At 71.4% G+C, this 23,917-nt stretch carries 20 protein-coding genes and 1 pseudogene; 10 read left to right on the top strand and 11 right to left on the bottom strand.

The window, feature by feature from the left end; translation table 11 throughout:
* Nucleotides 1-8: 8 nt before the first annotated feature.
* The gene (locus ACZ4Z2_RS16690) at nt 9-701 is read right to left on the bottom strand and encodes a DUF6215 domain-containing protein (protein ID WP_468076576.1); all 693 of its coding nucleotides are present in this window, start codon (nt 699-701) and stop codon (nt 9-11) included.
* Between the two features lie 210 nt (nt 702-911).
* Here ACZ4Z2_RS16690 and ACZ4Z2_RS16685 point away from each other — a divergent pair, with 210 nt between their 5' ends.
* Both ACZ4Z2_RS16685 and ACZ4Z2_RS16680 read left to right on the top strand, forming a co-directional pair.
* A complete protein-coding gene (locus ACZ4Z2_RS16685) occupies nt 912-1,934 on the top strand; it encodes a Gfo/Idh/MocA family protein (protein WP_468076574.1) in 1,023 nt (340 codons plus the stop codon).
* Nucleotides 1,935-2,022: 88 nt separating this feature from the next.
* Nucleotides 2,023-2,904 carry an SDR family oxidoreductase gene (locus tag ACZ4Z2_RS16680; RefSeq protein WP_468076573.1) on the top strand — a complete coding sequence of 294 codons (882 nt, stop codon included), beginning with the start codon at nt 2,023-2,025 and terminating at the stop codon, nt 2,902-2,904.
* Nucleotides 2,905-2,996: 92 nt separating this feature from the next.
* Here ACZ4Z2_RS16680 and ACZ4Z2_RS16675 read toward each other — a convergent pair.
* The 3 genes and pseudogenes from ACZ4Z2_RS16675 to ACZ4Z2_RS16665 all read right to left on the bottom strand — a co-directional run.
* Nucleotides 2,997-3,582: pseudogene (locus ACZ4Z2_RS16675) on the bottom strand (molybdopterin-dependent oxidoreductase); the annotation flags it as partial.
* A gap of 109 nt (nt 3,583-3,691) precedes the next feature.
* Nucleotides 3,692-5,908 carry a catalase/peroxidase HPI gene (gene katG, locus ACZ4Z2_RS16670; protein ID WP_468076571.1) on the bottom strand — a complete coding sequence of 739 codons (2,217 nt, stop codon included), beginning with the start codon at nt 5,906-5,908 and terminating at the stop codon, nt 3,692-3,694.
* Between the two features lie 24 nt (nt 5,909-5,932).
* On the bottom strand, nt 5,933-6,382 hold the full coding sequence (locus ACZ4Z2_RS16665; RefSeq protein ID WP_468076569.1) for a Fur family transcriptional regulator: 450 nt from the start codon (nt 6,380-6,382) through the stop codon (nt 5,933-5,935).
* A 130-nt stretch (nt 6,383-6,512) separates the two neighbouring features.
* Between ACZ4Z2_RS16665 and ACZ4Z2_RS16660 the strand changes: the two genes are divergently transcribed.
* On the top strand, nt 6,513-7,193 hold the full coding sequence (locus ACZ4Z2_RS16660) for a phosphoribosyltransferase (RefSeq protein ID WP_468076567.1): 681 nt from the start codon (nt 6,513-6,515) through the stop codon (nt 7,191-7,193).
* 54 nt (nt 7,194-7,247) lie between these two features.
* A complete protein-coding gene (locus ACZ4Z2_RS16655; RefSeq protein WP_468076565.1) occupies nt 7,248-7,982 on the top strand; it encodes a UdgX family uracil-DNA binding protein in 735 nt (244 codons plus the stop codon).
* A 48-nt stretch (nt 7,983-8,030) separates the two neighbouring features.
* Here the strand turns inward: ACZ4Z2_RS16655 and ACZ4Z2_RS16650 are convergent, their stop codons facing one another.
* From ACZ4Z2_RS16650 to rhaI, 7 genes are all read right to left on the bottom strand, one after another.
* Complete coding sequence (locus tag ACZ4Z2_RS16650; RefSeq protein WP_468076563.1) at nt 8,031-8,852, bottom strand: SAM-dependent methyltransferase; 822 nt, start codon at nt 8,850-8,852, stop codon at nt 8,031-8,033.
* Nucleotides 8,853-9,004: 152 nt separating this feature from the next.
* Complete coding sequence (locus ACZ4Z2_RS16645; RefSeq protein WP_468076561.1) at nt 9,005-9,667, bottom strand: LutC/YkgG family protein; 663 nt, start codon at nt 9,665-9,667, stop codon at nt 9,005-9,007.
* Nucleotides 9,664-11,202 (bottom strand): LutB/LldF family L-lactate oxidation iron-sulfur protein, encoded by a 1,539-nt coding sequence (locus ACZ4Z2_RS16640; protein ID WP_468076559.1) that lies wholly within the window; start codon nt 11,200-11,202, stop codon nt 9,664-9,666. Before ACZ4Z2_RS16640 ends, ACZ4Z2_RS16645 begins: the two co-directional genes overlap by 4 nt.
* A 118-nt stretch (nt 11,203-11,320) precedes the next feature.
* On the bottom strand, nt 11,321-12,076 hold the full coding sequence (locus tag ACZ4Z2_RS16635) for a (Fe-S)-binding protein (protein ID WP_468076557.1): 756 nt from the start codon (nt 12,074-12,076) through the stop codon (nt 11,321-11,323).
* 73 nt (nt 12,077-12,149) lie between these two features.
* Nucleotides 12,150-13,598, bottom strand: coding sequence for a rhamnulokinase (locus ACZ4Z2_RS16630; protein ID WP_468076555.1), 1,449 nt, complete (start codon nt 13,596-13,598; stop codon nt 12,150-12,152).
* Nucleotides 13,595-15,634, bottom strand: a complete 2,040-nt coding sequence (locus ACZ4Z2_RS16625) for a bifunctional aldolase/short-chain dehydrogenase (RefSeq protein ID WP_468076553.1) — start codon at nt 15,632-15,634, stop codon at nt 13,595-13,597. The genes ACZ4Z2_RS16630 and ACZ4Z2_RS16625 overlap by 4 nt, the downstream gene beginning before the upstream one ends.
* A 262-nt stretch (nt 15,635-15,896) precedes the next feature.
* Nucleotides 15,897-17,057: an L-rhamnose isomerase gene (rhaI, locus tag ACZ4Z2_RS16620; protein ID WP_468076551.1), complete on the bottom strand. Its 1,161-nt coding sequence runs from the start codon at nt 17,055-17,057 to the stop codon at nt 15,897-15,899.
* Between the two features lie 254 nt (nt 17,058-17,311).
* Here rhaI and ACZ4Z2_RS16615 point away from each other — a divergent pair, with 254 nt between their 5' ends.
* The 6 genes from ACZ4Z2_RS16615 to ACZ4Z2_RS16590 all read left to right on the top strand — a co-directional run bounded on the left by ACZ4Z2_RS16615 (nt 17,312) and on the right by ACZ4Z2_RS16590 (nt 23,894).
* A complete protein-coding gene (locus tag ACZ4Z2_RS16615) occupies nt 17,312-18,829 on the top strand; it encodes a sugar ABC transporter ATP-binding protein (RefSeq protein WP_468076549.1) in 1,518 nt (505 codons plus the stop codon).
* Nucleotides 18,826-19,866, top strand: a complete 1,041-nt coding sequence (locus ACZ4Z2_RS16610; RefSeq protein ID WP_468076547.1) for an ABC transporter permease — start codon at nt 18,826-18,828, stop codon at nt 19,864-19,866. The genes ACZ4Z2_RS16615 and ACZ4Z2_RS16610 overlap by 4 nt, the downstream gene beginning before the upstream one ends.
* On the top strand, nt 19,859-20,890 hold the full coding sequence (locus ACZ4Z2_RS16605) for an ABC transporter permease (protein WP_468076545.1): 1,032 nt from the start codon (nt 19,859-19,861) through the stop codon (nt 20,888-20,890). The genes ACZ4Z2_RS16610 and ACZ4Z2_RS16605 overlap by 8 nt, the downstream gene beginning before the upstream one ends.
* A gap of 66 nt (nt 20,891-20,956) precedes the next feature.
* Nucleotides 20,957-22,039 carry a rhamnose ABC transporter substrate-binding protein gene (gene rhaS, locus ACZ4Z2_RS16600; RefSeq protein WP_468076543.1) on the top strand — a complete coding sequence of 361 codons (1,083 nt, stop codon included), beginning with the start codon at nt 20,957-20,959 and terminating at the stop codon, nt 22,037-22,039.
* A 51-nt stretch (nt 22,040-22,090) separates the two neighbouring features.
* A complete protein-coding gene (locus ACZ4Z2_RS16595; RefSeq protein WP_468076541.1) occupies nt 22,091-22,411 on the top strand; it encodes an L-rhamnose mutarotase in 321 nt (106 codons plus the stop codon).
* Between the two features lie 58 nt (nt 22,412-22,469).
* Nucleotides 22,470-23,894, top strand: coding sequence for a BNR repeat-containing protein (locus tag ACZ4Z2_RS16590; RefSeq protein ID WP_468076539.1), 1,425 nt, complete (start codon nt 22,470-22,472; stop codon nt 23,892-23,894).
* Nucleotides 23,895-23,917: the final 23 nt, after the last annotated feature.

Genomic DNA, 23,917 nt, shown 5'->3' with positions numbered 1-23,917 from the left:
CGAACGCCTCAGCCGGACTTCCAGCCGGGAAGCGTCGGCAGCACCTTCTCCGCGATGCGGAACAGTGCCGCGTCGTCCGGCGGCAGCAGGTCCTCACGCCAGATGACCAGGTCGTAGGAGTCGCCCTTGTCCTCGGTGTCGCTCGCCACCAGCAGATGGCGGGCGACACCGCCGGGGCCCGACTTGGCGTCGCCGCCGTCGAGCCGGAAGGAGATGGAGATGGTCTGGCCCGAGTAGAGCACCGCCTTGTGTCCCAGGACCGTCCTGGACTCGGCCCCGGCGCCCAGGTAGTCGATCGACTCCGCGACCGGGAGATCGTCGTACGACGCCGAGATCTGCACGGTGTGGGACTCCAGTTCGACCTTCGCCTCGGGTGTGACGGTCCTGGTGCCCCCGGCCCAGCGGGACTCGCTCTCGCTGCCCGACGCGTACTCCGCCTCCTCCAGCGGTGTACCGACGAGCTTCGGCAGATCCTTGCGGTTCAGCGCGGTGCACAACTGCGCCCCGGAGACCCGCTTCCTCGGCGCCGGTGAGGCGTCGTCCGAGGTCGAGCAGGTGGCCGGCCCGCTGTCCGTTCCCGGTCCGGCGAAGGCGTCCTGCAGCCACAGGCCACCGGCCACCACCCCGAACAGGACGAACGCCAGGATCGCCTGGCCCCACGCCCCCGTGCCCTTCTCGGGCGCTCCTCGACGGTCGTTCATGTCCCCCACGCCTACGTCCCCCACGCCCATGTCCCCCACGCCAGTCCCTCACCCCGTGTGCGCGCCCCGTGCGCGCCGGGGGAGCTTAACGGGTGATCGTTCGACGCGCGGACAATATTGCGATCATGTGATCGCCGGGGGGCGAGGGTCGAGGGACGTCCTGCCGAGCCCCCGCGATGTGCGTCCCATCCCGTCGAGCGAAGGACCCGAATGACCCAGCAGAGCTCCCTCGGTGTCGCCGTCATCGGCACCGGCCGGATGGGCGCCGACCATGTGCGCCGGATCACCGAGGTCACCAGCGGGGCCCATGTCGCCGCCGTCGTCGACCTCGACACCGACCGCGCCGAGGCGATCGCCGCCGGCATCGAGGGCTGCACGGCCTTCGCCGACACCGCCGAGGCGCTGGCCGCGCCGGGCGTCGACGCCGTGCTCGTCGCCTCCCCGGGCCCCGCCCACGAGGCGGCCCTGCTCGCCGCCTTCGCCCACGACCTGCCCGTCCTGTGCGAGAAGCCCCTCACCCCCGACGCCGCCTCCGCGCTGCGCCTCATGGAGGCCGAACAGCGGCTCGGCCGCCGCAGGGTGCGGGTGGGTTTCATGCGCCGCCACGACCGCGAGTACGTCCGGCTCAAGGCCCTGCTGGACAGCGGGGAACTGGGCCGGCCGCTGATGCTGCACAACCGGCACCGCAACCCCGAGAACCCGCCCGGCTTCACCAGCGCCATGGCCCTCAACGACTCCGTGGCCCACGAGATGGACATCACCCGCTGGCTGCTGGGCCAGGAGATCACCGCCGTCACCGTGCTGCGGCCCCGGCCCTCCGCGAACGCCCCCGAGGGCCTGGCCGACCCCCAGTTCATCGTGTTCGAGACCGACGGCGGCGCCCTCTCCGACGTCGAGATCTACCTCAACGCCCGCTACGGCTACCAGGTGCAGGCCGAGGCCGTCTGCGAGCACGGCACGGCGCGCATCGGCGACGGGCACGACCTGCTGGTCACCACCGCGGGCCGCTGGGGCGGCACGGTCACCCCCGGCTATCTGGAGCGCTTCGAGGACGCCTACGACCGCGAGGTCCAGGCATGGGTCGACGCCACCCGCCGCGGTGAGGTCACCGGACCCGGCACCTGGGACGGCTACGCCGTCGCGGCCGTCTGCGAGGCGGCCGTCCGCTCCCAGACCGGGGGCGGCCGCGTCGAGGTGACCCTCGTGGACCGTCCCGACTTCTACGGCCCCTGACCTCCTACCGGTCCCTTGGCGCTTTCGGTCCGGTGGGCATGCTCGCTTCAAAGGCGTGTGAGGCGCCCCGACCGGAGGGGTGAGGGGCATGGGAATCGAGGACCGCAAGCAGGCGCGATCCCTGGAAGGGACGACGCGATCCCTGGAGGGGACGACGCGACCTCTGGAAGGGACGACGCGACCCCTGGAGGGGAGGACGCGTTCCCTGGAGGGCAGGACCGCGCTGATCACCGGCGCGGGCACCGGCATCGGCCGGGAGACGGCGTTGCTGCTCGCCGAGGAGGGCGCCACCGTCGTCCTCGTCGGGCGGCGCCCGCGGGTGCTGGACGACGTCGCCGCCGCCGTCGTGGAAGCCGGCGGCACGGCCTTCACCTGCCCCGCGCACATCGAGGACGCCGAGGAGGTACGGAACCTCGTCGCCTGGGCCAGGGGCGCCGCCGGGCCCGTCGACATCCTCGTCAACAACGCGGGCGGCGCCGGCCGGGCCGGTGACGTCCGCTGGACCGGCGAGGACGAGTGGAACGCCGTCATGGGCGTCAACCTCACCGCCGTCTACCTGCTCACCCAGGCCGTCCTGCCGGACATGCTGGAGCGGGGCGGCGGCTCGATCGTCACCATCTCCTCCCTGGCCGCGATCCGGCCCACCCTCCTGGGCGGCGCCCCCTACGGCGCGGCGAAGGCCGGCGCGCGGAACTTCATGGCCTACCTCCGCAACAGCTACCGCGACCACCGCATTCGGGCCACCTGCGTCCTGCCCGGCGCGGTCGACACTCCCGTCCTGGACAGCCGCCCGGTACCACCGAGCCCTGAACAGCGGGCGGCCATGGTGCGGCCGGAGGACGTGGCACGGGCCGTAATGCTGTGCGTCTCGCTCCCGGAACGGACGGTGATCGAGGAACTGGTCATCGCGCCCACGGTGCAGGGGGACCGGGTCACAGACTCGTCAGCACCTGCGGCGACATCGTCTTGATCATCGTGTTGGTCCAGCGCATCTGGCGCAGCGTCCGCGGATGGCAGGCCGAGGCCAGGGAGAGCAGCGCGGGGTCCTTCGACGCCTGGGCGACACACCAGCCGCGGCGGGTCGGAACCGGCCAGCGGGTCCAGGATCCGCATCCACTGCACGGGCTGCGTCGCGGCGATGTTGTGACCGAACAGGGCCATCACATCGGCGTGGTCGAAGTCGTCGAAGGTGGCGGGCTGGCCGTCACAGCCGAAGGACTCCTTGAGGGCCTCCGCCGCGGTGGACGTGCACAGCCGGGTGTTGCCGTCGAGGTGGTTGGTGCCGATGCCGGCCCGGGCGAGCACGGCGAGCGTGTAGTACTCCTCCAGGAACAGCTGGCCGGTGGTGTAGAAGCCGACGGAGCCGGGGCCGTGCGTGTCGAGTAGCTGCCGCGAGTGGCTCACCAGCCGGTCCATCGCCGTCGCCCGGTCGGTCTCGACGAGTTCGCCGCCCTCCCGGACCAGCAGGGGTGTCCATGGCGTCGCCCCCGGAGTCCAGCAGCGATGCCGACCGCACCCACCGCGCCACCGCCTCGGGTCGCACGCCGTCCGCGAGACAGCTGTCCACGCGCACGGGCCACGCCCCGTCCCGGCGGTACGGGGTCCGTTCTCCCCAGGGCCGGTCGATACGGCCGAAGGACGACTCCATGACTGCCTCCCGCGCCGACGGGGCACCGGCGGGTACCCGGCGCACGGGCGCGCCACACAAGACGTCCGGGCCGACCCGTGAGGGACGGCCCGGACGCGGGGGTCAGACGTCAGACGAGGTCGAACCGGTCCAGGTTGGAGACCTTGACCCACGCCGCGACGAAGTCGTTGACGAACTTCTCCTTGGCGTCGTCGCTCGCGTACACCTCGGCGAGGGCACGGAGCTCGGAGTTCGAGCCGAAGACGAGGTCGGCACGGGTGCCGGTCCACTTGACCTCGCCGGTGGCCGCGTCACGGCCCTCGAAGAGGGTCTGGTCCTCGGAGGTGGACTTCCAGGTCGTGCCCAGGTCGAGCAGGTTGACGAAGAAGTCGTTGGTCAGCTTGCCCGGGGTCTCGGTGAAGACGCCGTGCGTCGAGCCGCCGGTGTTGGCGCCCAGGACACGCAGACCGCCGACGAGGGCCGTCATCTCGGGGGCGCTCAGGGTCAGCAGGTTCGCCCGGTCGAGCAGCAGGTACTCGGCGGGGAGACGGTTGCCCTTGCCCAGGTAGTTGCGGAAGCCGTCCGAGGTCGGCTCCAGCGCGGCGAACGACTCGACGTCGGTGTGCTCCTCCGTCGCGTCCACCCGGCCCGGCGTGAAGGGGACCTCCACATCGAAGCCGGCGTCCTTGGCGGCCTTCTCCACGGCGGCGGCACCACCGAGGATGATCAGGTCGGCCAGGGATACCTTCTTGGCGCCGGTGTTGAACCCGGCCTGGACGCCCTCCAGGACGCTCAGGACGTGACGCAGCTCGTCCGGGTTGTTGACCTCCCAGCCGCGCTGCGGCTCCAGGCGGATACGGGCGCCGTTGGCACCGCCGCGCTTGTCGCTGCCGCGGAAGGTGGACGCCGACGCCCAGGCGGTGGAGACCAGCTGGGAGACGGTCAGCCCCGAGTCGAGCAGCTTGGCCTTGAGCGCCGCGACGTCGGCGGCGTCGATGGCCTCGCCCTCGGCCTCCGGCAGCGGGTCCTGCCACAGCAGCGTCTCCTCCGGGACCTCCGGGCCGAGGTACAGCGACTTCGGGCCCATGTCACGGTGGGTCAGCTTGTACCAGGCGCGGGCGAAGGCGTCCGCGAACTGGTCCGGGTTCTCGTAGAAGCGACGGGAGATCTGCTCGTAGACCGGGTCGAAACGCAGCGCCAGGTCGGTGGTGAGCATGGTCGGCAGGTGCTTCTTCGCCGGGTCGTGCGCGTCGGGGATGATCGCCTCGGCGTTCTTGGCGACCCACTGCTTGGCGCCGGCCGGGGACTCCGTCAGCTCGTACTCGAACTCGAAGAGGTTCTTGAAGAAGCCGTTGCTCCACTGGGTCGGCGTGGCCGTCCAGGTCACCTCAAGACCGGAGGTGATGGTGTCGCCGCCCTTGCCGGTGCCGTAGGTGGACTTCCAGCCCAGGCCCTGCTCCTCCAGCGACGCGGCCTCGGGGTCGGCGCCGACGTTGTCCGCGGGGCCGGCGCCGTGGGTCTTGCCGAAGGTGTGACCACCGGCGATGAGGGCGACGGTCTCCTCGTCGTTCATCGCCATGCGGCGGAACGTCTCACGGATGTCGCGGGCCGCGGCGATCGGGTCCGGGTTGCCGTTGGGGCCCTCGGGGTTGACGTAGATCAGACCCATCTGGACGGCGCCGAGCGGGTTCTCCAGCTCACGGTCGCCGGAGTAGCGCTGGTCGTCGAGCCAGGTGGTCTCGGGACCCCAGTACACGTCCTCCTCGGCCTCCCAGACGTCCGCGCGGCCGCCGGCGAAGCCGAAGGTCTCGAAGCCCATCTGCTCCAGCGCGACGTTGCCGGTGAGGATCATGAGGTCGGCCCAGGAGATGGACTGGCCGTACTTCTTCTTGACCGGCCACAGCAGACGGCGGGCCTTGTCCAGGTTGGCGTTGTCCGGCCAGCTGTTCAGCGGCGCGAAGCGCTGCTGACCGGCGCCGGCGCCACCACGGCCGTCACTGATGCGGTAGGTGCCGGCGCTGTGCCAGGCCATACGGATCATCAGCGGGCCGTAGTTGCCGAAGTCGGCGGGCCACCAGTCCTGCGAGGTGGTCAGTACCTCGGCGATGTCGCGCTTCACGGCCGCCAGGTCGAGGTTCTTGAACGCCTCGGCATAGTCGAACTCCTCGCCGAGCGGGTTCGCCACGGCGGGGTTCTTGGCAAGGATCTTCAGGTTGAGCCGCTCCGGCCACCACTGACGGTTCCCGCCACCCTGCGTGGGGTGCGCGGCGCGGCCATGGGCGACCGGGCAACCGCCTGCCCCCTCGGCCTTCTGATCCGTGACGATCGCGTCGTGGTTCTCAGTCATGGGAGTCCTTCCGAACTGGGTGGATCACGGTGCTGAACTGCTGGCTTTGGCTTGCGAGCACGGGGGGCACAGGCCCCAGTAGATGACCTCGGCCTCGTCGATCGCGAAGCCGCGGTCGTCGGACGCCGTGAGGCACGGGGCGTGGCCCACCGCGCAGTCGACGTCGACCACGGCACCGCAGGACCGGCACACGAGGTGATGGTGGTTGTCCCCGACACGGCCCTCGTACAGGGCCGGGCTGCCGGGTGGTTCGAGACGGCGTACGAGTCCCGCTTCGGTGAGTGCGTTGAGCGCGTCGTACACGGCCTGGACGGATATGTGGCCGACGCGATCGCGCACGCCGGAGGCGATCGCCTCGACGCCGAGATGGTCGCCGTCCCGGACGGTCTCCAGCAGAGCGACCCGCGCGGCCGTCACCCGCAGGCCGGCACCGCGCAGCTCCTCGGCGGTGGTCGGAGTCTGGGGCTCGGTCATGACGACCAACCTACCCCCTCAAACACGAACAGTTCAAGAAAACGAATGACCCAAGTTTGGTGAACGGTTTCGGACACGCCTCCCGTGGACGGCCGGGTCGTACGCGGTGACACTGGAAGGGAGGGAAGCCATGAATCCGCAGCTGAGCCGTGGTGGAGCCCCGTCGGCGACACGCTTTGGCGACCGTACGCACGCCGGGCGGGAGCTGGCCGCGCGCCTGCGCGGGCCCTGGGAGAAGGGCGAGCTGCCCGACCCGGTCGTCCTCGCCCTGCCGCGCGGCGGCGTCCCCGTGGCCCGGGAGGTCGCCCTGGCGCTCGGCGCGCCGCTGGACGTGCTGGTGGCCCGCAAGATCGGCGCGCCGTTCCACACCGAACTGGGTGTCGGCGCGCTCGTCGGCGACGACCCGCCCCTGTACGACCGGTCGGCGCTCGCCGCCCTGGGGCTCACCGAGGCCGACCTCGCCCCCGTGGTCGCCCGGGAGCGGGAGGAGCTGCGCCGCCGGGAGCGCCGCTACCGGGGCGGCCGTCCCCCGCCCGACGTGCGCGGCCGGACCGCGATCGTCGTCGACGACGGACTGGCCACCGGCGTCACGGCCCGCGCCGCGCTGCGCGCCGTCCGCCGGGCGCGTCCCGCGCGCCTGGTCCTCGCCGTGCCCGTCGGCGCCCCCGAGTCCGTGGAACTGCTGCGCGGCGAGGCGGACGTCGTGATCTGCCTGCGCAGCCCGTACGGCTTCCGCGCGGTCGGCCACTGGTACGAGGACTTCGAGCAGCTGACGGACGAGGATGTCCTCGCGGTGCTGGGGGAGGTGTGAGGGGGTACCCGGACCGGGCCGCAGTTCCCGCTCCGGTGAAGGAGGCGGATTCGGATGAGCCCCACCCGGCCCCCGAGCGACACGCGCCAGGGTTATGACGCCGGACCCTATCTGCCGAGCCGTGGCGGGCTCGCGGCGCACCGCCGTGCGGCGGCGGACTGCCGTGGCTGCCCGCTGTACGAGGACGCCACCCGGACGGTGTTCGGCGAGGGCTCCGAGTCCGCGAGGATCCTCCTCGTGGGGGAGCAGCCCGGCGACCAGGAGGACCGGCAGGGCGAGCCCTTCGTCGGCCCCGCCGGACGGCTGCTGCGGCGGGCCGCCGAGGAGGCCGGGATCGACATGGACACGGCGTACGTGACCAACGCGGTCAAGCACTTCAAGTTCGTACGGCCCCCGGGCGGCGGCAAGCGCCGTATCCACAAGGCACCCGACCTGCGGGAGGTCGCCGCCTGCCACCCCTGGCTGCGCGCGGAACTGCGTCTGGTGCGACCCGAGATCGTGGTGGCACTCGGCGCGACCGCCGGCAAGGCACTGCTGGGCAGTTCCTTCCGCGTCACCAAGGACCGGGGCGCGCTGCTGCCGCTGCCGGGCGACGACGCGGGCGGGCACGGGGACGGGGGCGAGAACGGAGACGGGGGCCGGGACGGGGACGGCCGGCCGTACGTCGTCGCGACGCTCCACCCGTCGGCCGTCCTGCGCGCCGACGACCGCGAGGGCGCGTACGCGGGCCTGGTGGCGGACCTCCGCGTGGCGGCGGAGGCGCTGGCGGGGAGCGGCCGCGGGACCTGAGCGCAACGCCCACCCTGCCGTGGGACCTGATCGCATCCTTCCCCCTCGTTACGGCTTGCGTCCCACCCCGCCGAAACAGTCCACGTCCCACGGCACGCCCTCGTTGCCCGCCCCGTCCTCGTCGGAGCCGCCCGTTCGCCCGGCGCGCCACCGGGCCACGGAGACCAGCCCCGGTTCGAGCAGCTCGAGTCCGTCGAAGAAACGGGTCAGTTGCGCGGGGGAGCGGTTGACGCGGGGGTTGTCGCCGGCCTTGTTCCACTGCTCGACCATCGAGCGCATGGCCTCCGGCCGGTACACCTCGGTGCTGTCGCCGAACACGAGGTGACTGCCCGCGGGCAGGACGTCCACCAGCCGGGCGACGACGTCGTACGCGGTCTCGTCCGGCAGATGGGCGGCGACACCGAGCAGGATCAGGCCGACGGGGCGGGCGAGGTCCAGTGTCCGGGCGGCGTGTTCGAGGATGGCGTCCGGGTCGCGCAGGTCGGCGTCGACGAAGGCGGTGGCGCCTTCGGGGGCGCCGCTGAGCAGGGCGCTGGCGTGCACGAGGACGATCGGGTCGTGGTCCACGTACACGATCCGCGCGTCAGGGGCGACGCGCTGGGCGACCTCGTGCGTGTTGTCGACCGTCGGGAGCCCGGTGCCGACGTCGAGGAACTGCCGTAACCCGGCCTCGGCGGCCAGGTACGTGACCGCCCTGCGCAGGAACGCCCGCTGCGCACGCGCGATGTCGACGATCTGGGGGTTCGCCCGCCGGATCTCGTCCCCGACCTGACGGTCGATCTCGTAGCAGTCCTTGCCGCCGAGCCAGTAGTTCCAGATCCGCGCCGAGTGCGGCACACCGGAATTGACCACCGGACGCTCAAGTGGCATGAGGACTCCCCGTGTTGATGCGTGCAAGAGCCACCCAACCTAGCAAGATCACGAGGTACGTGATCGGCGATCCGTCCCGACGACACCGCCCACCGTCGAGAACCGGCCGCCCCTCCCACCCCACCACCGTGAGCCGGAGGGGCACGGCCTCCTCACGCGTCCCCGCCTCCGCCCCCGTCGACCAGCACCACCTCCAAGGTGCGTGGGCCGTGGACGCCCTCCACTCGGTCCAGTTCGATGTCGCTCGTGGCGGAGGGGCCGGAGATCCAGGTCAGCGGGCGGGTGGGGTCGAGGCGTTCGAGGGCCTGGGGGACCGAGGAGACGACCTGGTCGGGGACGTGCACGACGCAGATGTGGTGGTCCGGGACCAGGGTGATGCGGCGGCGGCCCTGGTCCGGGGAGCCGTCCAGGACGATCGTGCCGGTCTCGGCGATGGCGAGCGCGCAGGCTGTGATCACGCTGTCCACCTCGTCCAGTTCGCGCGGCGTGCTCCCGGCGCGGTCGGGGACCCGCGTCACATCGGTCGCCGACAGCCACTCCTCACACGGCGCGGGCGGCACGAGCACCGAGGCCGACCCGTGCGCGGCCAGCAACCCGGCGATGACACCGGGGAGTCCGGCCGGGTCCGTGCGGTGCACGATCGCCCGGTAGTCGGCCAGGTTCTCCGCCAGCAGATCCACCGTCTGCGCCGCGCTCCGCTCCCCGTGCTCCCGGAGGTAGGTGCGCGGAACGGCCTGCTCGTACGGCGTGTCGTCCCGCCGCACGTCGGCGAGCGCGCGCCGCACCCGGCCCAGGATCACGTCCCTGCTGCTCACTTGCCGGTGTCCTCTCCGCCGTCCACGCGCCCGAGACCCGCCTGACCGCTGTCCGCGCGCCCGTCCTCCAGCCGCCCCCCGTTCGTCTGCAGCCACCAGTCGCGGAACGGTTCCCTCGGTAGCGCCGGCAGGTCGCGGCTCGCGCTCCACGCCATGCCGGGGCCCGGCAGCGTGCGGGGGTGGAAGCGGCGGGTGCGGGACGCGAGCCGCTGGCCGGTGCGCAGTGCGGCGGGGTGGGTGAAGGCCCAGCGGGCCGCCCGCATCGCCGCCCGCTCCGCGGCGTGGCCCTTCGCCGGCTTGAGGACGACCTTGTTGCCCTTCTCCGTCACCCGCCCGCCCTGCGCGACGCGTTCCCGCAGATGCACCAGCACCTCCGGGATGTCGATGGCCACCGGGCACACCTCGTAGCAGGCACCGCACAGCGACGACGCGAAGGGCAGGGAGGAGTCGATCTCGCTTCCCGTGCCCCGGAGCTGGGGGCTGAGGATGGCGCCGATGGGGCCGGGATAGACCGAGCCGTACGCGTGGCCGCCCGCCCGCTCGTAGACGGGGCAGACGTTCAGACACGCCGAGCAGCGGATGCAGCGCAGCGCCTGGCGGCCGACCTCGTCGGCGAGCGTGTCGGTGCGGCCGTTGTCGATGAGGACCAGATGGAAGGTGCTCGGGCCGTCCTCGTCGGCCGTGCCGGTCCACATCGAGGTGTAGGGGTTCATCCGCTCGGCCGTGGAGGAGCGGGGCAGGGTCTGGAGGAAGACCTCCAGGTCCTGCCAGGTCGGCACGATCTTCTCGATGCCGACGACCGAGATCAGGGTCTCCGGGAGGGTGAGGCACATCCGGCCGTTGCCCTCCGACTCCACCACGACCAGCGTGCCGGTGTCGGCGACCATGAAGTTGGCGCCGGACACACCCACCTTGGCCCGCAGGAACTTCTCCCGCAGATGCAGCCGGGCCGCCTCCGCCAGCTCGGCGGGCGTGTCGGTCAGCCCCTCGGGAGCCGGGCGGCCCCACTCGCTCATCTCCTTCGCGAAGATGTCCCGGATCTCGCCCCGGTTGCGGTGGATCGCGGGCACGAGGATGTGGGAGGGCCGGTCCTTGCCCAACTGCACGATCAGTTCGGCGAGATCCGTCTCGTAGGCGCGGATGCCCTCGGCCTGAAGCGCCTCGTTCAGCCCGATCTCCTGCGTGGCCATCGACTTGACCTTGACGACCTCCGTCTCACCGGTCGCCTTCACCAGGTACGTCACGATCCGGTTGGCCTCGTCCGCGTCGGCGGCCCAGTGGACGGTGCCGCCCGCAGCCGTCACCGACTCCTCCAACTGGACCAGATAGCGGTCGAGATGGCGGAGCGTGTGGTCCTTGATCCGCCTGCCGGCCTCACGCAGCTCCGCCCAGTCCGACACCTCCGTGACGGCCTTCTCCCGCTTCGCGCGGATCGTGTGCGTGGCGTGCCGCAGATTGCCGCGCAGCGTCGCGTTGTGCACGGCCTCGTGCGCCGCCTTCGGAAACGCCGGCATCCCGACGAACGTCCCGCTCACGCCCCGCCCCCGATCCCCTGCGCCCCGGCCCTGTTCGCCTTGACCACGTGCGCCCCGGCCCTGTTCGCCCTGATCCCTTGCGCCCCGGCTCCGTGCGCCGTCTTCTGCGTACGACCGTTCATGCCGCAGGCTCCTCTTCCGTGCTCGCCAGGATCTCCGCGATGTGGACCGGCCGCATCGCCGTGCGCAGCCGGGCCATGGTGCCGCCGAGGTGCATCAGACACGAGTTGTCGGCGGCGCACAGCACCTCCGCGCCCGTCGACTCGGCGTTGCGCACCTTGTCCCTGCCCATCGCCGCCGAGACGTCGGAGTTCTTCACGGCGAAGGTCCCGCCGAAACCGCAGCACTCCTCCGCCCCCGGCAGCTCCACCAGCTCCAGGCCCCTCACCGCCCGGAGCAGCCGCCGCGGCCGCTCGCCCAGCCCCAGACCGCGCAGCCCGTGGCAGGTCGGGTGGTAGGTCACCGTGTGCGGGTAGTACGCCCCGACGTCCGTCACACCCATCACGTCCACCAGGAACTCGGTCAGCTCGTACGTCTTCGGCACGACCGGCGCGAGCGTCCGCGCCAGCGTGTCACCGCGCCCCTCGGCCCGCGCCCGCTCACCCATCCGCGGATACAGCTCACGTACCATCGCCCCGCACGAACCGGACGGCGTCACGATCGCCTCGTACCCACCGAATACATCGGAGAACTGCCGGGCCAGGGGTTCTGCCAGGTGCCGGTACCCGGTGTTGTAGTGGGCCTGCCCGCAGCAGGTCTGACTCATCGGGAAGTCCACGTCGACGCCCAGCCTGGTCAGGAGTTTCACCACGGCGCGGCCGGTGTCCGGATAGAGCGTGTCGTTGACACAGGTCAGGAACAGGGCGACACGCATCGCGGCTCCTCGAGGGTCGGTCATCGGATGAAAGCAGGGTACGACGCTCATGCCCGCAGAGCGAGAGCCCCGCTCACGCGGGCGCGAGGCGCTCCTGCGCGGCGCGCCAGGCCGCCGGGTCGCCCTGCGGCTCGTACCGCACCAGCGGCTGCGTACGGGCGACGAGCCGGCGCATCGAGGCCCGGTCGCCCACCAGGCCGTGTGTCCGGGCCTGGACCAGGACGTTGCCGAGGGCCGCCGCCTCCGCGGGGCCCGCAACCACCGGCAGCCCGCAGGCGTCGGCGGTGAGCTGGCACAGCAGGGCGTTGCGGGTGCCGCCCCCGACGACGTGGACGACGTCCACCGGGTGGTCGGCGAGCGCCTGGGCCTCGGTGACCGCCCGCCGGTGGGCGAGGGCGAGGGAGTCGAGGATGCAGCGGGTGGTCTCGGCGGGGGAGGAGGGCACCGGCTGCCCCGACTCCCGGCACGCCGCGGCGATCCGCTCCGGCATCCGGCCGGGCGCGAGGAACGCCGAGTCCCCCGCGTCCACGACCGACCGCAGCGCCGGCACCGCGGCGGCGGCCCGCAGCAGCTCCCCGAGGTCCGGGTCCCCCCAGTCCCGTACGCACTCCTGGAGCAGCCACAGGCCCATGATGTTGCGCAGGTACCGGACCGTGCCGTCGAGTCCCAGCTCATTGGTGAAGTTGGCGGCCCGGCTGTCCTCGGTCAGCACCGGCGCGTCCAGCTCCAGCCCGGCCAGCGACCAGGTCCCTGTGCAGATGTACGCGAACCGCTCACCGGTGGCGGGGACGGCCGCGACCGCCGAGGCGGTGTCGTGGGAGCCCACGGTCGTCACCGGCACCGGCCCGGTCAGCCCCGTCTCCTCCAGCACCCGCGGCAGCAGCAGTCCCGCCGGGTCGCCCGGCCGCCGCAGCGGCGCGAACAGCCCCAGGTCGATCCCGAGCCGCTCCGCCACGCCGTACGCCCAGTCACGGGTCCGCGGATCGATCAGCTGGGTCGTGGAGGCGTTCGTCAGCTCCGTGCCGACCTCACCCGTGAGCCAGTACGACAGCAGGTCCGGGATCAGCAGCAGCCGCCTCGCGTGCGCCAGCTGCGCGGACGACCTGGCGGCGACCAGCTGGTACAGCGTGTTGAAGGGGGCGTACTGCAATCCGGTGGCCGCGTACAGCTCGGCGGCGGGCACGCCGGCCCACACCTTCTCGGCGACGCCGTCGGTCCGGGCGTCCCGGTAGTGGACCGGGTTGCCGAGGAGGGCCCCGTCGGCGTCGAGCAGGCCGTAGTCGACGGCCCAGCTGTCGATGCCGACGGAGTCGACCCGCCCGGCCGCCCCCAGCCCGTCGAGGACCCCCGCGTACAGGGCGAGCACGTCCCAGCGCAGCCCCTCGGGCGTCCGCACCGGCCGGTTCGGGAACCGGTGCGCCTCGACCAGGTCCAGGGTGTCCCGGCTCGCCCGGCCCACCATGACCCGCCCGCTGGACGCGCCGAGGTCGACCGCCGCGTACGACTTCACGGCGGTGCTCATCGCAGGAAGGCGGCGGCGACGCCGGCGTCGACCGGGACGTGCAGCCCGGTGGTGTGGGTCAGCTCCCCGCCGGTCAGCGCGAACACCGCGTTGGCGACGTGCTCGGGCAGCACCTCCCGCTTGAGGATGGTCCGCTGGGCGTAGAACTCGCCGAGCTTCTCCTCCTCGATCCCGTAGGTCGCCGCCCGCTGGGCGCCCCAGCCGCCGGCGAAGATGCCGGACCCGCGCACCACACCGTCCGGGTTGACGCCGTTGACGCGGATGCCGTGCTCGCCCAGCTCGGCGGCGAGCAGCCGCACCTGGTGGGCCTGGTCGGCCTTGGTGGCCGAGTAGGCGATGTTGTTCGGCCCGGCGAAGACGGCGTTCTTGGAGGCGATGTAGACGATGTCGCCGCCCAGCCGCTGCGCGATCATCATCCGCGCCGCCTCGCGCGACACCAGGAACGAACCGCGGGCCATGATGTCGTGCTGGAGGTCCCAGTCCTTGGCGGAGGTCTCCAGCAGCGGCTTGGAGATGGAGATACCGGCGTTGTTGACGACGAGATCGACCCCGCCGAAGGCGAGCACGGCCGCCTTGAACGCCTCGGCGATCTGCTCCTCGTCGGTCACGTCGACCGTCACGGCGACGGCCTTGTCGGCCCCGCCCAGCTCCTCGGCCACGGCGGCGGCGTTCTCGCCGTTCAGATCGGCGACGACGACACACGCGCCCTCGGCGACCAGCCGGCGCGCGATCGCCCGGCCGATCCCGCTGCCCGCGCCCGTCACCAGCGCGACCCGTGTGGCCAGCGGCTTCGGCTTGGGCATGCGCTGGAGCTTGGCCTCCTCAAGGGCCCAGTACTCGATGCGGAACTTCTCCGACTCCTCGATGGGCGCGTACGTGGAGACCGCCTCGGCGCCCCGCATCACATTGATCGCGTTGACGTAGAACTCTCCGGCCACCCGCGCCGTCTGCTTGTCCTTGCCGAAGCTGAACATGCCCACGCCCGGGATCAGCACGATCGCCGGGTCGGCGCCGCGCATGGCGGGGGAGTCCGGCTCGGCGTGCCGCCGGTAGTAGGCCGCGTACTCCTCGCGGTACGCGGCGTGCAGCTCCGTCAGCCGGGCGATCGCCGTGCCCAGGTCCGCGGTCGGCGGCAGGTCCAGCACGAGCGGCCGGACCTTCGTCCGGAGGAAGTGGTCCGGGCACGAGGTGCCCAGCGCGGCGAGCCTCGGGTGCTCCGCGCGGGCCAGGAAGTCGAGCACGACCTCGGAGTCGGTGAAGTGGCCGACCTGCGGCCGGTCCTGCGAGGCGATGGCCCGGACGTGCGGGGCCAGAGCGGCGGCCCGCTCCCGGCGCGCGGCGGCCTCCAGCGCCTCGAAGCCCTCGACGACCGCCCCGAAGGGCTCCGCCTTCCCCTTCTCCCGGAGGAACGCCTCGGCGGTACGGATGATGTGGAGCGAGTTCCGCTCGCACTCCTCGGCCGTGTCGCCCCAGGCGGTGATGCCGTGCCCGCCGAGCACACAACCGATGGCCCGCGGGTTGTCCCGCTTCACGGCGGCGATGTCCAGCCCCAGCTGGAAGCCGGGCCGCCGCCACGGCACCCACACCACGCTGTCCCCGAAGCACTCGGCGGTCAGCTTCTCCCCGTCGGCCGCGCAGGCCAGCGCGATCCCGGAGTCCGGGTGCAGATGGTCCACGTGGGCGGCGTCCACCAGCCCGTGCATGGCCGTGTCGATCGACGGGGCCGCCCCGCCCTTGCCGTGCAGGCAGTAGTCGAACGCGGCGACCATCTCGTCCTCGCGCTCCACCCCCGGATACACCTCGACGAGCGCCCGCATCCGGTCCAGCCGCAGCACTGCGAGCCCCGCCTCGGTCAGTGTCCCGAGGTCGCCCCCGGACCCCTTCACCCACATCAGCTCCACATCACCCCCGGTGACGGGATCGGTGTCGGTGCCCTTGGCGGAGGCGTTGCCACCGGCGTAGTTGGTGTTCCGGGGATCGGCACCGAGCCGCCGGGACCGGGCGAGCAGAGCGGCGGCTTCGGGATGGGTTGCCATGTGCGATCAATCCTCACGGTGAGACGAGTACGGGGTACGGGGGGCACGGGTTTCAGCTCGGGGGTCCGGGGTGCGTTGCCGAATGCGGGTGTGGGGCTTCTCGCGCGGTTCCCCGCGCCCCTGGAGCCCAGGCCCCTGCGGGCCCGAAAAGCACGGGGCGCAGCCGCTGCCTTTCAGAGGCGCGGGAACTGCGCGACCAGCCACGAACGGCCCGCAGCCCGCAGCCCGCAACGGACGAGAACAGGCAGACGGAACCCGGAGATCAGGCACCCCACCCGGCCTGTTCTCCGCCCACCCGCTCCTCGACGATCTTCGAGGCCCACCCGGACGCGCGGTACGCCTTCAGCGGGTCGGGGTCCAGCCCCATCTCCTCCCGCACCTCCGCGAGCAGCGGCCGCACATCCGTGTTGTACGCGTCCATCAGTACGGCGTTGGCCTCCAGCACGTCCCCGGCCCGCTGGGCGGCGCCCAGCGCCTCCCGGTCCACGAGCAGCGCCTTCGCCGTGGCCTCCTGGACGTTCATCACCGACCGGATGATCGCCGGGATCTTCGCCTCGATGTTGTGGCACTGGTCGAGCATGAACGCGACCTCGGGAGTGAACCCGCCCCCGCGCACCACCTCGTACATGATCCGGAAGAGCTGGAAGGGGTCGGCCGCGCCCACCATCAGGTCGTCGTCGGCGTAGAAGCGCGAGTTGAAGTCGAACCCGCCGAGCTTCCCCTCCCGCAGCAGCGTCGCCACGATGAACTCGATGTTCGTGCCGGGCGCGTGGTGCCCGGTGTCGACGACCACCTGCGCCTTCGGCCCGAGCTTCAGGCAGTGCGCGTAGGCGGTGCCCCAGTCCGGGACGTCGGTCGTGTAGAACGCCGGCTCGAAGAACTTGTACTCCAGCAGCATCCGCTGCCCGTCGCCGAGCCGCTCGTACACCTCGGCCAGCCCCTCGGCCAGCCGGTCCTGCCGCTCACGGATGTCGTCCTGGCCGGGATAGTTCGTCCCGTCCGCGAACCACAGCTTCAGATCGCGGGACCCGGTGGCGTCCATGATGTCGACGCACTCCAGCAGATGGTCCACGGCCTTGCGGCGGACCGCCGCGTCCGGGTGGCAGATGCTGCCCAGCTTGTAGTCGTCGTCCTGGAAGGTGTTGGAGTTGATCGCGCCGAGCCGCACCCCCCGCTGCTCGGCGTGCTCGGCGAGCGCCGCGTAGTCCTCGACCCTGTCCCACGGGATGTGCAGCGCCACCGTCGGGGCCACGCCCGTGAACTCGTGCACCTTGCCGGCGTCGTCGAGCTTCTCCCAGGGGTCGCGGGGCACACCCGCCTGGGCGAACACCTTGAAACGGGTTCCCGAGTTCCCGTACGCCCACGACGGCGTCTCGACGGCCTGTGTCTTGAGGGCGGCCTTCACCGCGGCGAGCTCGGTCACGTCAGGGCTCCTACCGGCATCGATGTCTGAAACGATTCAGCACGGGAAACTATGAGGGGCTCGGCAGGCTGTCAACCCCCCTGGTGGGGACCGTTGTCCGTGACCCGGACGTGACCTCTTCTATCGAAAAAATTTCGACCGTGACCCATTGACGTGACCTGCGTGGGGTGCCTAACGTCCCGGCAACCTAGTTGAAACCTTTCACGACGCGGCGAGGGCCCGCCCTCCGCCACCGGCGTCGTCGAGGAGCCCCCATGACTGACCGGTCCGACACGGGTCCGGCGCCCGTTCTCGCACTGAAGGGCATCTCCAAGTCCTTCGGCGCCGTACGCGCCCTGCGGGGCGTGTCCCTCGAACTCTTCCCCGGCGAGGTGCACGCGCTCGCCGGTGAGAACGGCGCGGGCAAGTCGACCCTGATCAAGACGCTCGCCGGGGTGCACCGACCGGACTCCGGTCAGGTGCTCCTCGACGGGGCGCCCACGGTGTTCCACGGTCCGGCCGACGCCCGCGACGCGGGCATCGCCGTGATCTACCAGGAGCCCACGCTCTTCCCCGACCTGTCGATCGCCGAGAACATCTTCATGGGCCGCCAACCCCGGCGCGCCCTCGGCCGGATCGACCACAAGGCCACCCACGCGGCGACCCTCGCCCTGATGCGGCGGCTCGGCGTCGAACTCGACCCCGACCGCCCCGCACGCGGCCTGTCCATCGCCGACCAGCAGATCGTCGAGATCGCCAAGGCGCTCTCCTTCGACGCCCGCGTCCTGATCATGGACGAGCCGACGGCGGCCCTCACCGGCAGCGAGGTGGCCCGGCTCTTCGGGGTCGTCCGCGCCCTGCGCGAACAGGGCTCGGCGGTCCTGTTCATCTCCCATCGCCTGGAGGAGATCTTCCAGATCTGCCGGCGGGTCACCACCCTGCGCGACGGCGCCTGGATCTCCAGCGAACCCGTCGACGGCATGACCGAGGACGACCTGGTCCGCCGCATGGTGGGCCGCGACCTGGAGGAGCTGTACCCCAAGCAGGAGGTCGAGCCCGGTGAGGTCGCCCTGAGTGTGCGCCGGCTGACCCGCGAGGGCGTCTTCACCGACGTCTCCTTCGACGTCCGCCGCGGCGAGATCGTCGGTCTGGCCGGCCTCGTCGGCGCCGGCCGCACGGAGGTGGCACGGGCCGTCTTCGGCATCGACCGCTGGGACGCGGGCGAGGTCGCCGTCGACGGGAGGCCCCTCACCAACGGGGCGCCCTCCACGGCCATGTCCGCCGGGCTCGCCCTCGTCCCCGAGGACCGGCGCGCCCAGGGCCTGGTGATGGACATGTCCATCGAGCGGAACATCGGCCTCACCGGCCTCAGGACGACCCGGAAGGCCGGCCTCGTGGACCGCGGTGCCGAGCGCAGCCGCTCCCTCGACTGGGCCGTCAAGCTCCAGGTGAAGTACGCCCGCATCGCGGACACCGTCAACACGCTGTCCGGCGGGAACCAGCAGAAGGTCGTCCTCGCCAAGTGGCTCGCCACCGGACCCAAGGTGCTGATCGTCGACGAGCCCACCCGAGGCATCGACGTCGGCACCAAGGCCGAGGTGCACCGCCTCCTCAGCCAACTCGCCGCCGACGGCGTGGCGGTGCTGATGATCTCCTCCGACCTGCCCGAGATCCTCGGCATGGCCGACCGCGTGCTCGTGATGCACGAGGGCCGGCTCACCGCCGAGATCCCTCGCTCCGAAGCCACCGAGGAATCCGTGATGGCCGCAGCCACCGGGAGGGCCGCCGCATGACGGTGACCACCCCTCAGAACACCCCCGTCGCCGAGGCACCCAGGTCCAGCGGCACCCGGCTGGTGGACCGCGTCTTCAAGATGCGGGAACTCGCCATCCTCGTCGTCTTCGTGGCGATGATCGTCGTCACCCAGCTGGGCAACAGCCAGTTCCTCACCGAGCAGGGCATCAAGGACCTGCTGCTCAACGCGACCATCCTGGTGCTGGTCGCCGTCGGCCAGTCCCTGGTCGTCATCACCCGCAACGTCGACCTGTCCGTCGGCTCCACGCTCGGCATCAGCGCCTTCGCCGCCGGCACGTACCTCCAGGGCGGCGGCAACGCGGTCGTTGCCGTGCTCCTCGCGGTGCTGATGGGCATCGGCTTCGGTCTGCTCAACGGACTGCTCGTCAGCCTCGGCCAGGTGCCCGCCCTCGTCGTCACCCTCGGCACGCTCTACATCATCCGGGGCATCGACTCGATCTGGGTGGGCTCCCGGCAGATCGTCGCCTCCGGACTCCCCGACGGGTTCATCGACTTCGGCTCGGGCGGCGTCTCCGCGGTGCCCTACCTGGCGATGATCGCCCTGGCGGTGCTGGTGGCCACGGCGTACTACCTGAAGCACTACGGCAGCGGACGCGAGCTGTACGCCCTCGGCTCCAACCCCGAGGCCGCCCGGCTCGCCGGCATCCCCGTCCGCAAGCGGATCCTCACGGCGTACGTCTTCTGCGGGGCCCTCGCCGGACTCGCGGGCGCCCTGTACCTGGCCCGCTTCGGCAATGTCGAGTCCGGCACGGGCACCGGCTACGAACTGACCGTCGTCAGCGCGGTCGTGGTCGGCGGTGTCGTCTTCACCGGCGGCTCCGGCAGCGTCTACGGGGCCGCGCTCGGTGCCCTGCTGCTGACGTCCATCAACAGCGTGCTGCCCGCCCTCGGCGTCAGCTCGGTGTGGGTGCTCGCCATCAACGGCGTCCTGCTCATCCTCGCCATCGCCGTGGACCGCGTGGTCGCGCTGCGGGTGGCGACCGCCCTGAAGAAGAGGAACGCCCGCCATGGCTGACACCACGTCCTCGCGCGTGAGCCGCTGGTCCGCCCTGAAGCGGTGGGACTCCGCGGTCGGCGCCCTCCTGATCGTCGTGCTCCTGCTGTCCTTCTCCACCGTCGACGGCTTCGGCAACGCGCTCAACCTGTCGTTCCTCATCGGCAACACGCTGCCGATCGCGCTGATCGCCCTGCCGATGACCCTGCTCGTGGTGTCCGGCGAGATCGACCTGTCGGTCGCCTCCACGGCCGGTCTGTCCGGCGCGGTCATGGGCGCCCTGTGGAACCAGGGCATGACCATCGAGACGATCATCCCGTTCTGTCTGGTTCTCGGCGTGGTCTGCGGACTGATCAACGGCCTGCTGGTCACCCGGCTCGGTCTGTCTTCCCTCGCCGTCACCATCGGCACCCTCGCCGCCTACCGGGGCGTCGCGCAGATCGTGCTCGGCTCCGACGCCGTGACCGACTTCCCCACGCAGTACCTCGACTTCGCGGCCGGCCGCATCGGCGACAGCTTCGTCCCGCAGGCCCTCGTCCCCTTCCTGGTGCTGCTCGTCATCGCCGTGATCGCCCTGCACGCCACCCCGTTCGGGCGGTCGCTGTTCGCGATCGGCGCCAGCGAGGAGGCCGCGCGCTTCACCGGCATCCGCGTCAAGCGCCAGAAGCTGATCCTCTTCACCGCCACCGGTCTGATGGCCTCCCTCACCGGCATCTTCTGGGCCCTGCACTACGCCAGCGCCCGCTACGACAACGCGACCGGACTGGAACTGTCCGTCATCGCGGCCGTGCTGCTCGGCGGCATCGACTTCGACGGCGGCAAGGGCACCCTCGGCGGCGCGATCGCCGGCGTGTTCCTCCTCGGCACCCTCCAGAACGTGATGAGCCTCCAGGACGTCTCCGCCCAGTCGCAGATCGTCGTCACCGGCGTCCTGCTCGTCCTCTCCGTGCTCGGCCCCCGCGTCGCACGCCAGATCTCCGTCGCGCGGGCCGGCCGCGGCGCGGCCCCAGCGACGGTCCCCAAGGCGCCCACTCCAGCCCCCTGACGGCTGGGCCCCCACCGCCGATCCGCACCGCACACCCGCCCGTCCCTCCGTAACCAAGGAATCCTCATGCGCAAGGCAACCCTGCGTCGCTCCTGTGCGGCGCTCGCGGCCGTCACCTCCTTCGCCCTGGCGGCCACCGCCTGCGGCGGCACCACCAAGGAGGACGTCAAGAACGACGCCGCCTCGGCGAGCGCGACCGGCAAGGCCGACCCGAACGCCGAGCTGAAGAAGGGCCTGACGGTCGGCTTCCTGCCCAAGCAGGTCAACAACCCGTACTTCACCTCCGCCGACAAGGGCGGCGAGGCGGCCCTCAAGGAGCTGGGCTCCAGCTACAAGGAGGTCGGCCCCTCCAGCGCCACCGACACCTCCGGCCAGGTGAACTACGTCAACACCCTCACCCAGCAGCAGGTCGACGCCATGGCCGTCTCCGCGCAGGACCCCGGCGCCCTGTGCACCGCGCTCAAGCAGGCCATGAGCAACGACATCAAGGTCGTCACCTACGACTCCGACACCAAGCCCGAGTGCCGCAACGCCTTCGTGTCCCAGGCCAGCGCCGAGGACCTGGGCCGCACCGAGGTCCAGCTGCTCGCCGAGCAGATCGGGTACAAGGGCGAGATCGCGATCCTGTCCGCCGCGCAGACCGCGACCAACCAGAACACCTGGATCGAGTTCATGAAGGACGAGCTCAAGCAGGACAAGTACAAGGACATCAAGCTCGTCAAGGTCGCCTACGGCGACGACGACGCCCAGAAGTCCTTCCAGCAGACCCAGGGCCTGCTCCAGGAGTACCCGAACCTGAAGGGGATCATCTCCCCGACCACGGTCGGCATCAAGGCCGCCGCCCAGTACCTGTCGGGCTCCAAGTACAAGGGCAAGGTCAAGCTGACCGGCCTCGGCACCCCGAACGACATGCGCAAGTACGTCAAGGACGGCACCGTCGAGGGCTTCGAGCTGTGGGACCCGGCGAAGCTCGGCGAGCTGGCCGCCCGTACCGCGGTCGCGCTGGTCTCCGGCCAGATCACCGGCAAGGAGGGCGAGACCTTCACCGCCGGCGACATGGGCGAGTACACCATCGGAAAGGACGGCGTGATCAACCTCGGCAAGCCCACCGTCTTCACCAAGGAGAACATCGACGAGTTCGACTTCTGATCGCCGCAGCCGAGCCAGAGCCACCCCCCTCACCCCCAGGAGCGGTAACTCATGCAGCGCGTCTGCTTCCTGCTCAAGGTCCGCGAGGACCGGATCGACGAGTACCGAGAGCGGCACGCCGCCGTGTGGCCGGAGATGCTCGACGCGCTCTCGGCCACCGGCTGGCACAACTACTCCCTCTTCCTGCGCGACGACGGCCTCCTCGTCGGCTACCTGGAGACCGAGGACTTCCAGGCCGCCCTCGCCGGCATGGAGGCCACCGAGGTCAACGCCCGCTGGCAGAAGGAGATGGGGCCGTTCTTCGAGTCCCTCGACGGGGCCCGCCCCGACGAGGCCATGAAGCCCCTCACCGAGGTGTTCCACCTGGCCTGAGCCCCGCTCGGCCGGCCCTTCTCCCGTCCCCCTTCCGCACGACGACGGAGTCCCCGAGATGAAGAGACGTACCCTGCTCGGCGCCGCCCTCGCCGGCGCCGCGGCGGCCCCCGCCCTCGGCGCCGGCACCGCCCGCGCCGCCGACCCGGGCCCCTCGGTCCGCCAGACCGGCACCACCCTGCTGGACAGCCAGGCCATCTACTTCGTCTCGTACGACGGACTGGTCAACAACAACTCCTTCCAGAAGAACGGCCTGCTGACCTACAAGGGCCACCAGTACGCCGTCTGGTACACCGCCGACCGCAACGCCGTCGTCGGCCGCCGCGCCCTCGGCTCCGCCACCTGGTCCACCGTCAAGGTCGGCCACACCCTGCGCTACAACGACTCCCACAACGTCATCTCCATGGGTGTCTCCAAGGTCGACGGCCGCCTCCACCTCAACATGGACTCCCACAGCGACGGCTTCACCTACGTCAAGTCCGTCGCCGGCCTCATGGACGACCCGGCCGGCCTGAGCTGGACCGCGAGCCGCTTCGGCGCCCCCCTGTCCACCCTCGACGGGCTCGCCCTCACCTCGCAGTTCACCTACCCGCAGTTCCTCTCGACGCCCGACGGCAAGCTCCAGCTGAGCTACCGCGTCGGCGTCTCCGGCAACGGCCGCAACGCCCTCGCCGAGTACGACGGCACGTCCTGGACCAATCTCGGCGAGTGGAGCAGCTCCACCGGCACCTACACCAGCGAGCACGGCTCCTCCACCGCCCGCAACATGTACCTGCACGGCATCGACTACGACCGGAACGGCCGGCTGCACTCCTTCTTCACCTGGCGCGAGCAGAACGGCGCCGTGATGTGCAACGGCGGCGGCATCACCAACCACGACACCGGCTACGTCTACTCCGACGACCGCGGCCGCACCTGGCGCACCAGCGCGGGCACCGTCGTCGGCACCACCGGCGGCTCCGACAAGGTCGCCGTCACCGACGCCGGGCTCGTCGTCGACCCGCTCAACCCCGACCACTCGTTGATGAACCAGGAGAGCCAGTTCACCGACTCCGCCGGCCGCCCGCACGCGATCATCAGCTACGTCCCCGGCCGCTTCGGACAGTGCACGACGAACTACGTCGCCGACCGCACCGCGAGCGGCCGCGCCTTCCACGTCCGCAGGAACGCCTCCGGCGCCTGGCAGAAGACCGAGATCCCCGTCGCCCTCGGCTCCAGCCAGCGCACCAAGCTCGCCCTCGACAAGTACGACAACGCGTACGCGATCCTGCCCTTCGGCCGGATCTGGGGAGCGTCCGCCGCGTCCGGCCACACCGACTGGAAGTCGCTGTTCGACGCCAGCGGTCTCAACGCCTTCGGCGAGGTCGTCATCGACGAGACCCGGATCGCCCAGGACGATGTCCTGTCCGTGATGTACCAGGTGAAGTCGAGCGGAACCACTCCGTCGGCGCTCCGCGTCATCGACTTCGCCCTCCCCGCCTGACTCCCGTGCGGCGGGAGCGTTCC

It is taken from the genome of Streptomyces sp. NPDC030183, from assembly GCF_055573455.1.
This window is presented reverse-complemented; position numbering and strand designations above follow the sequence as displayed.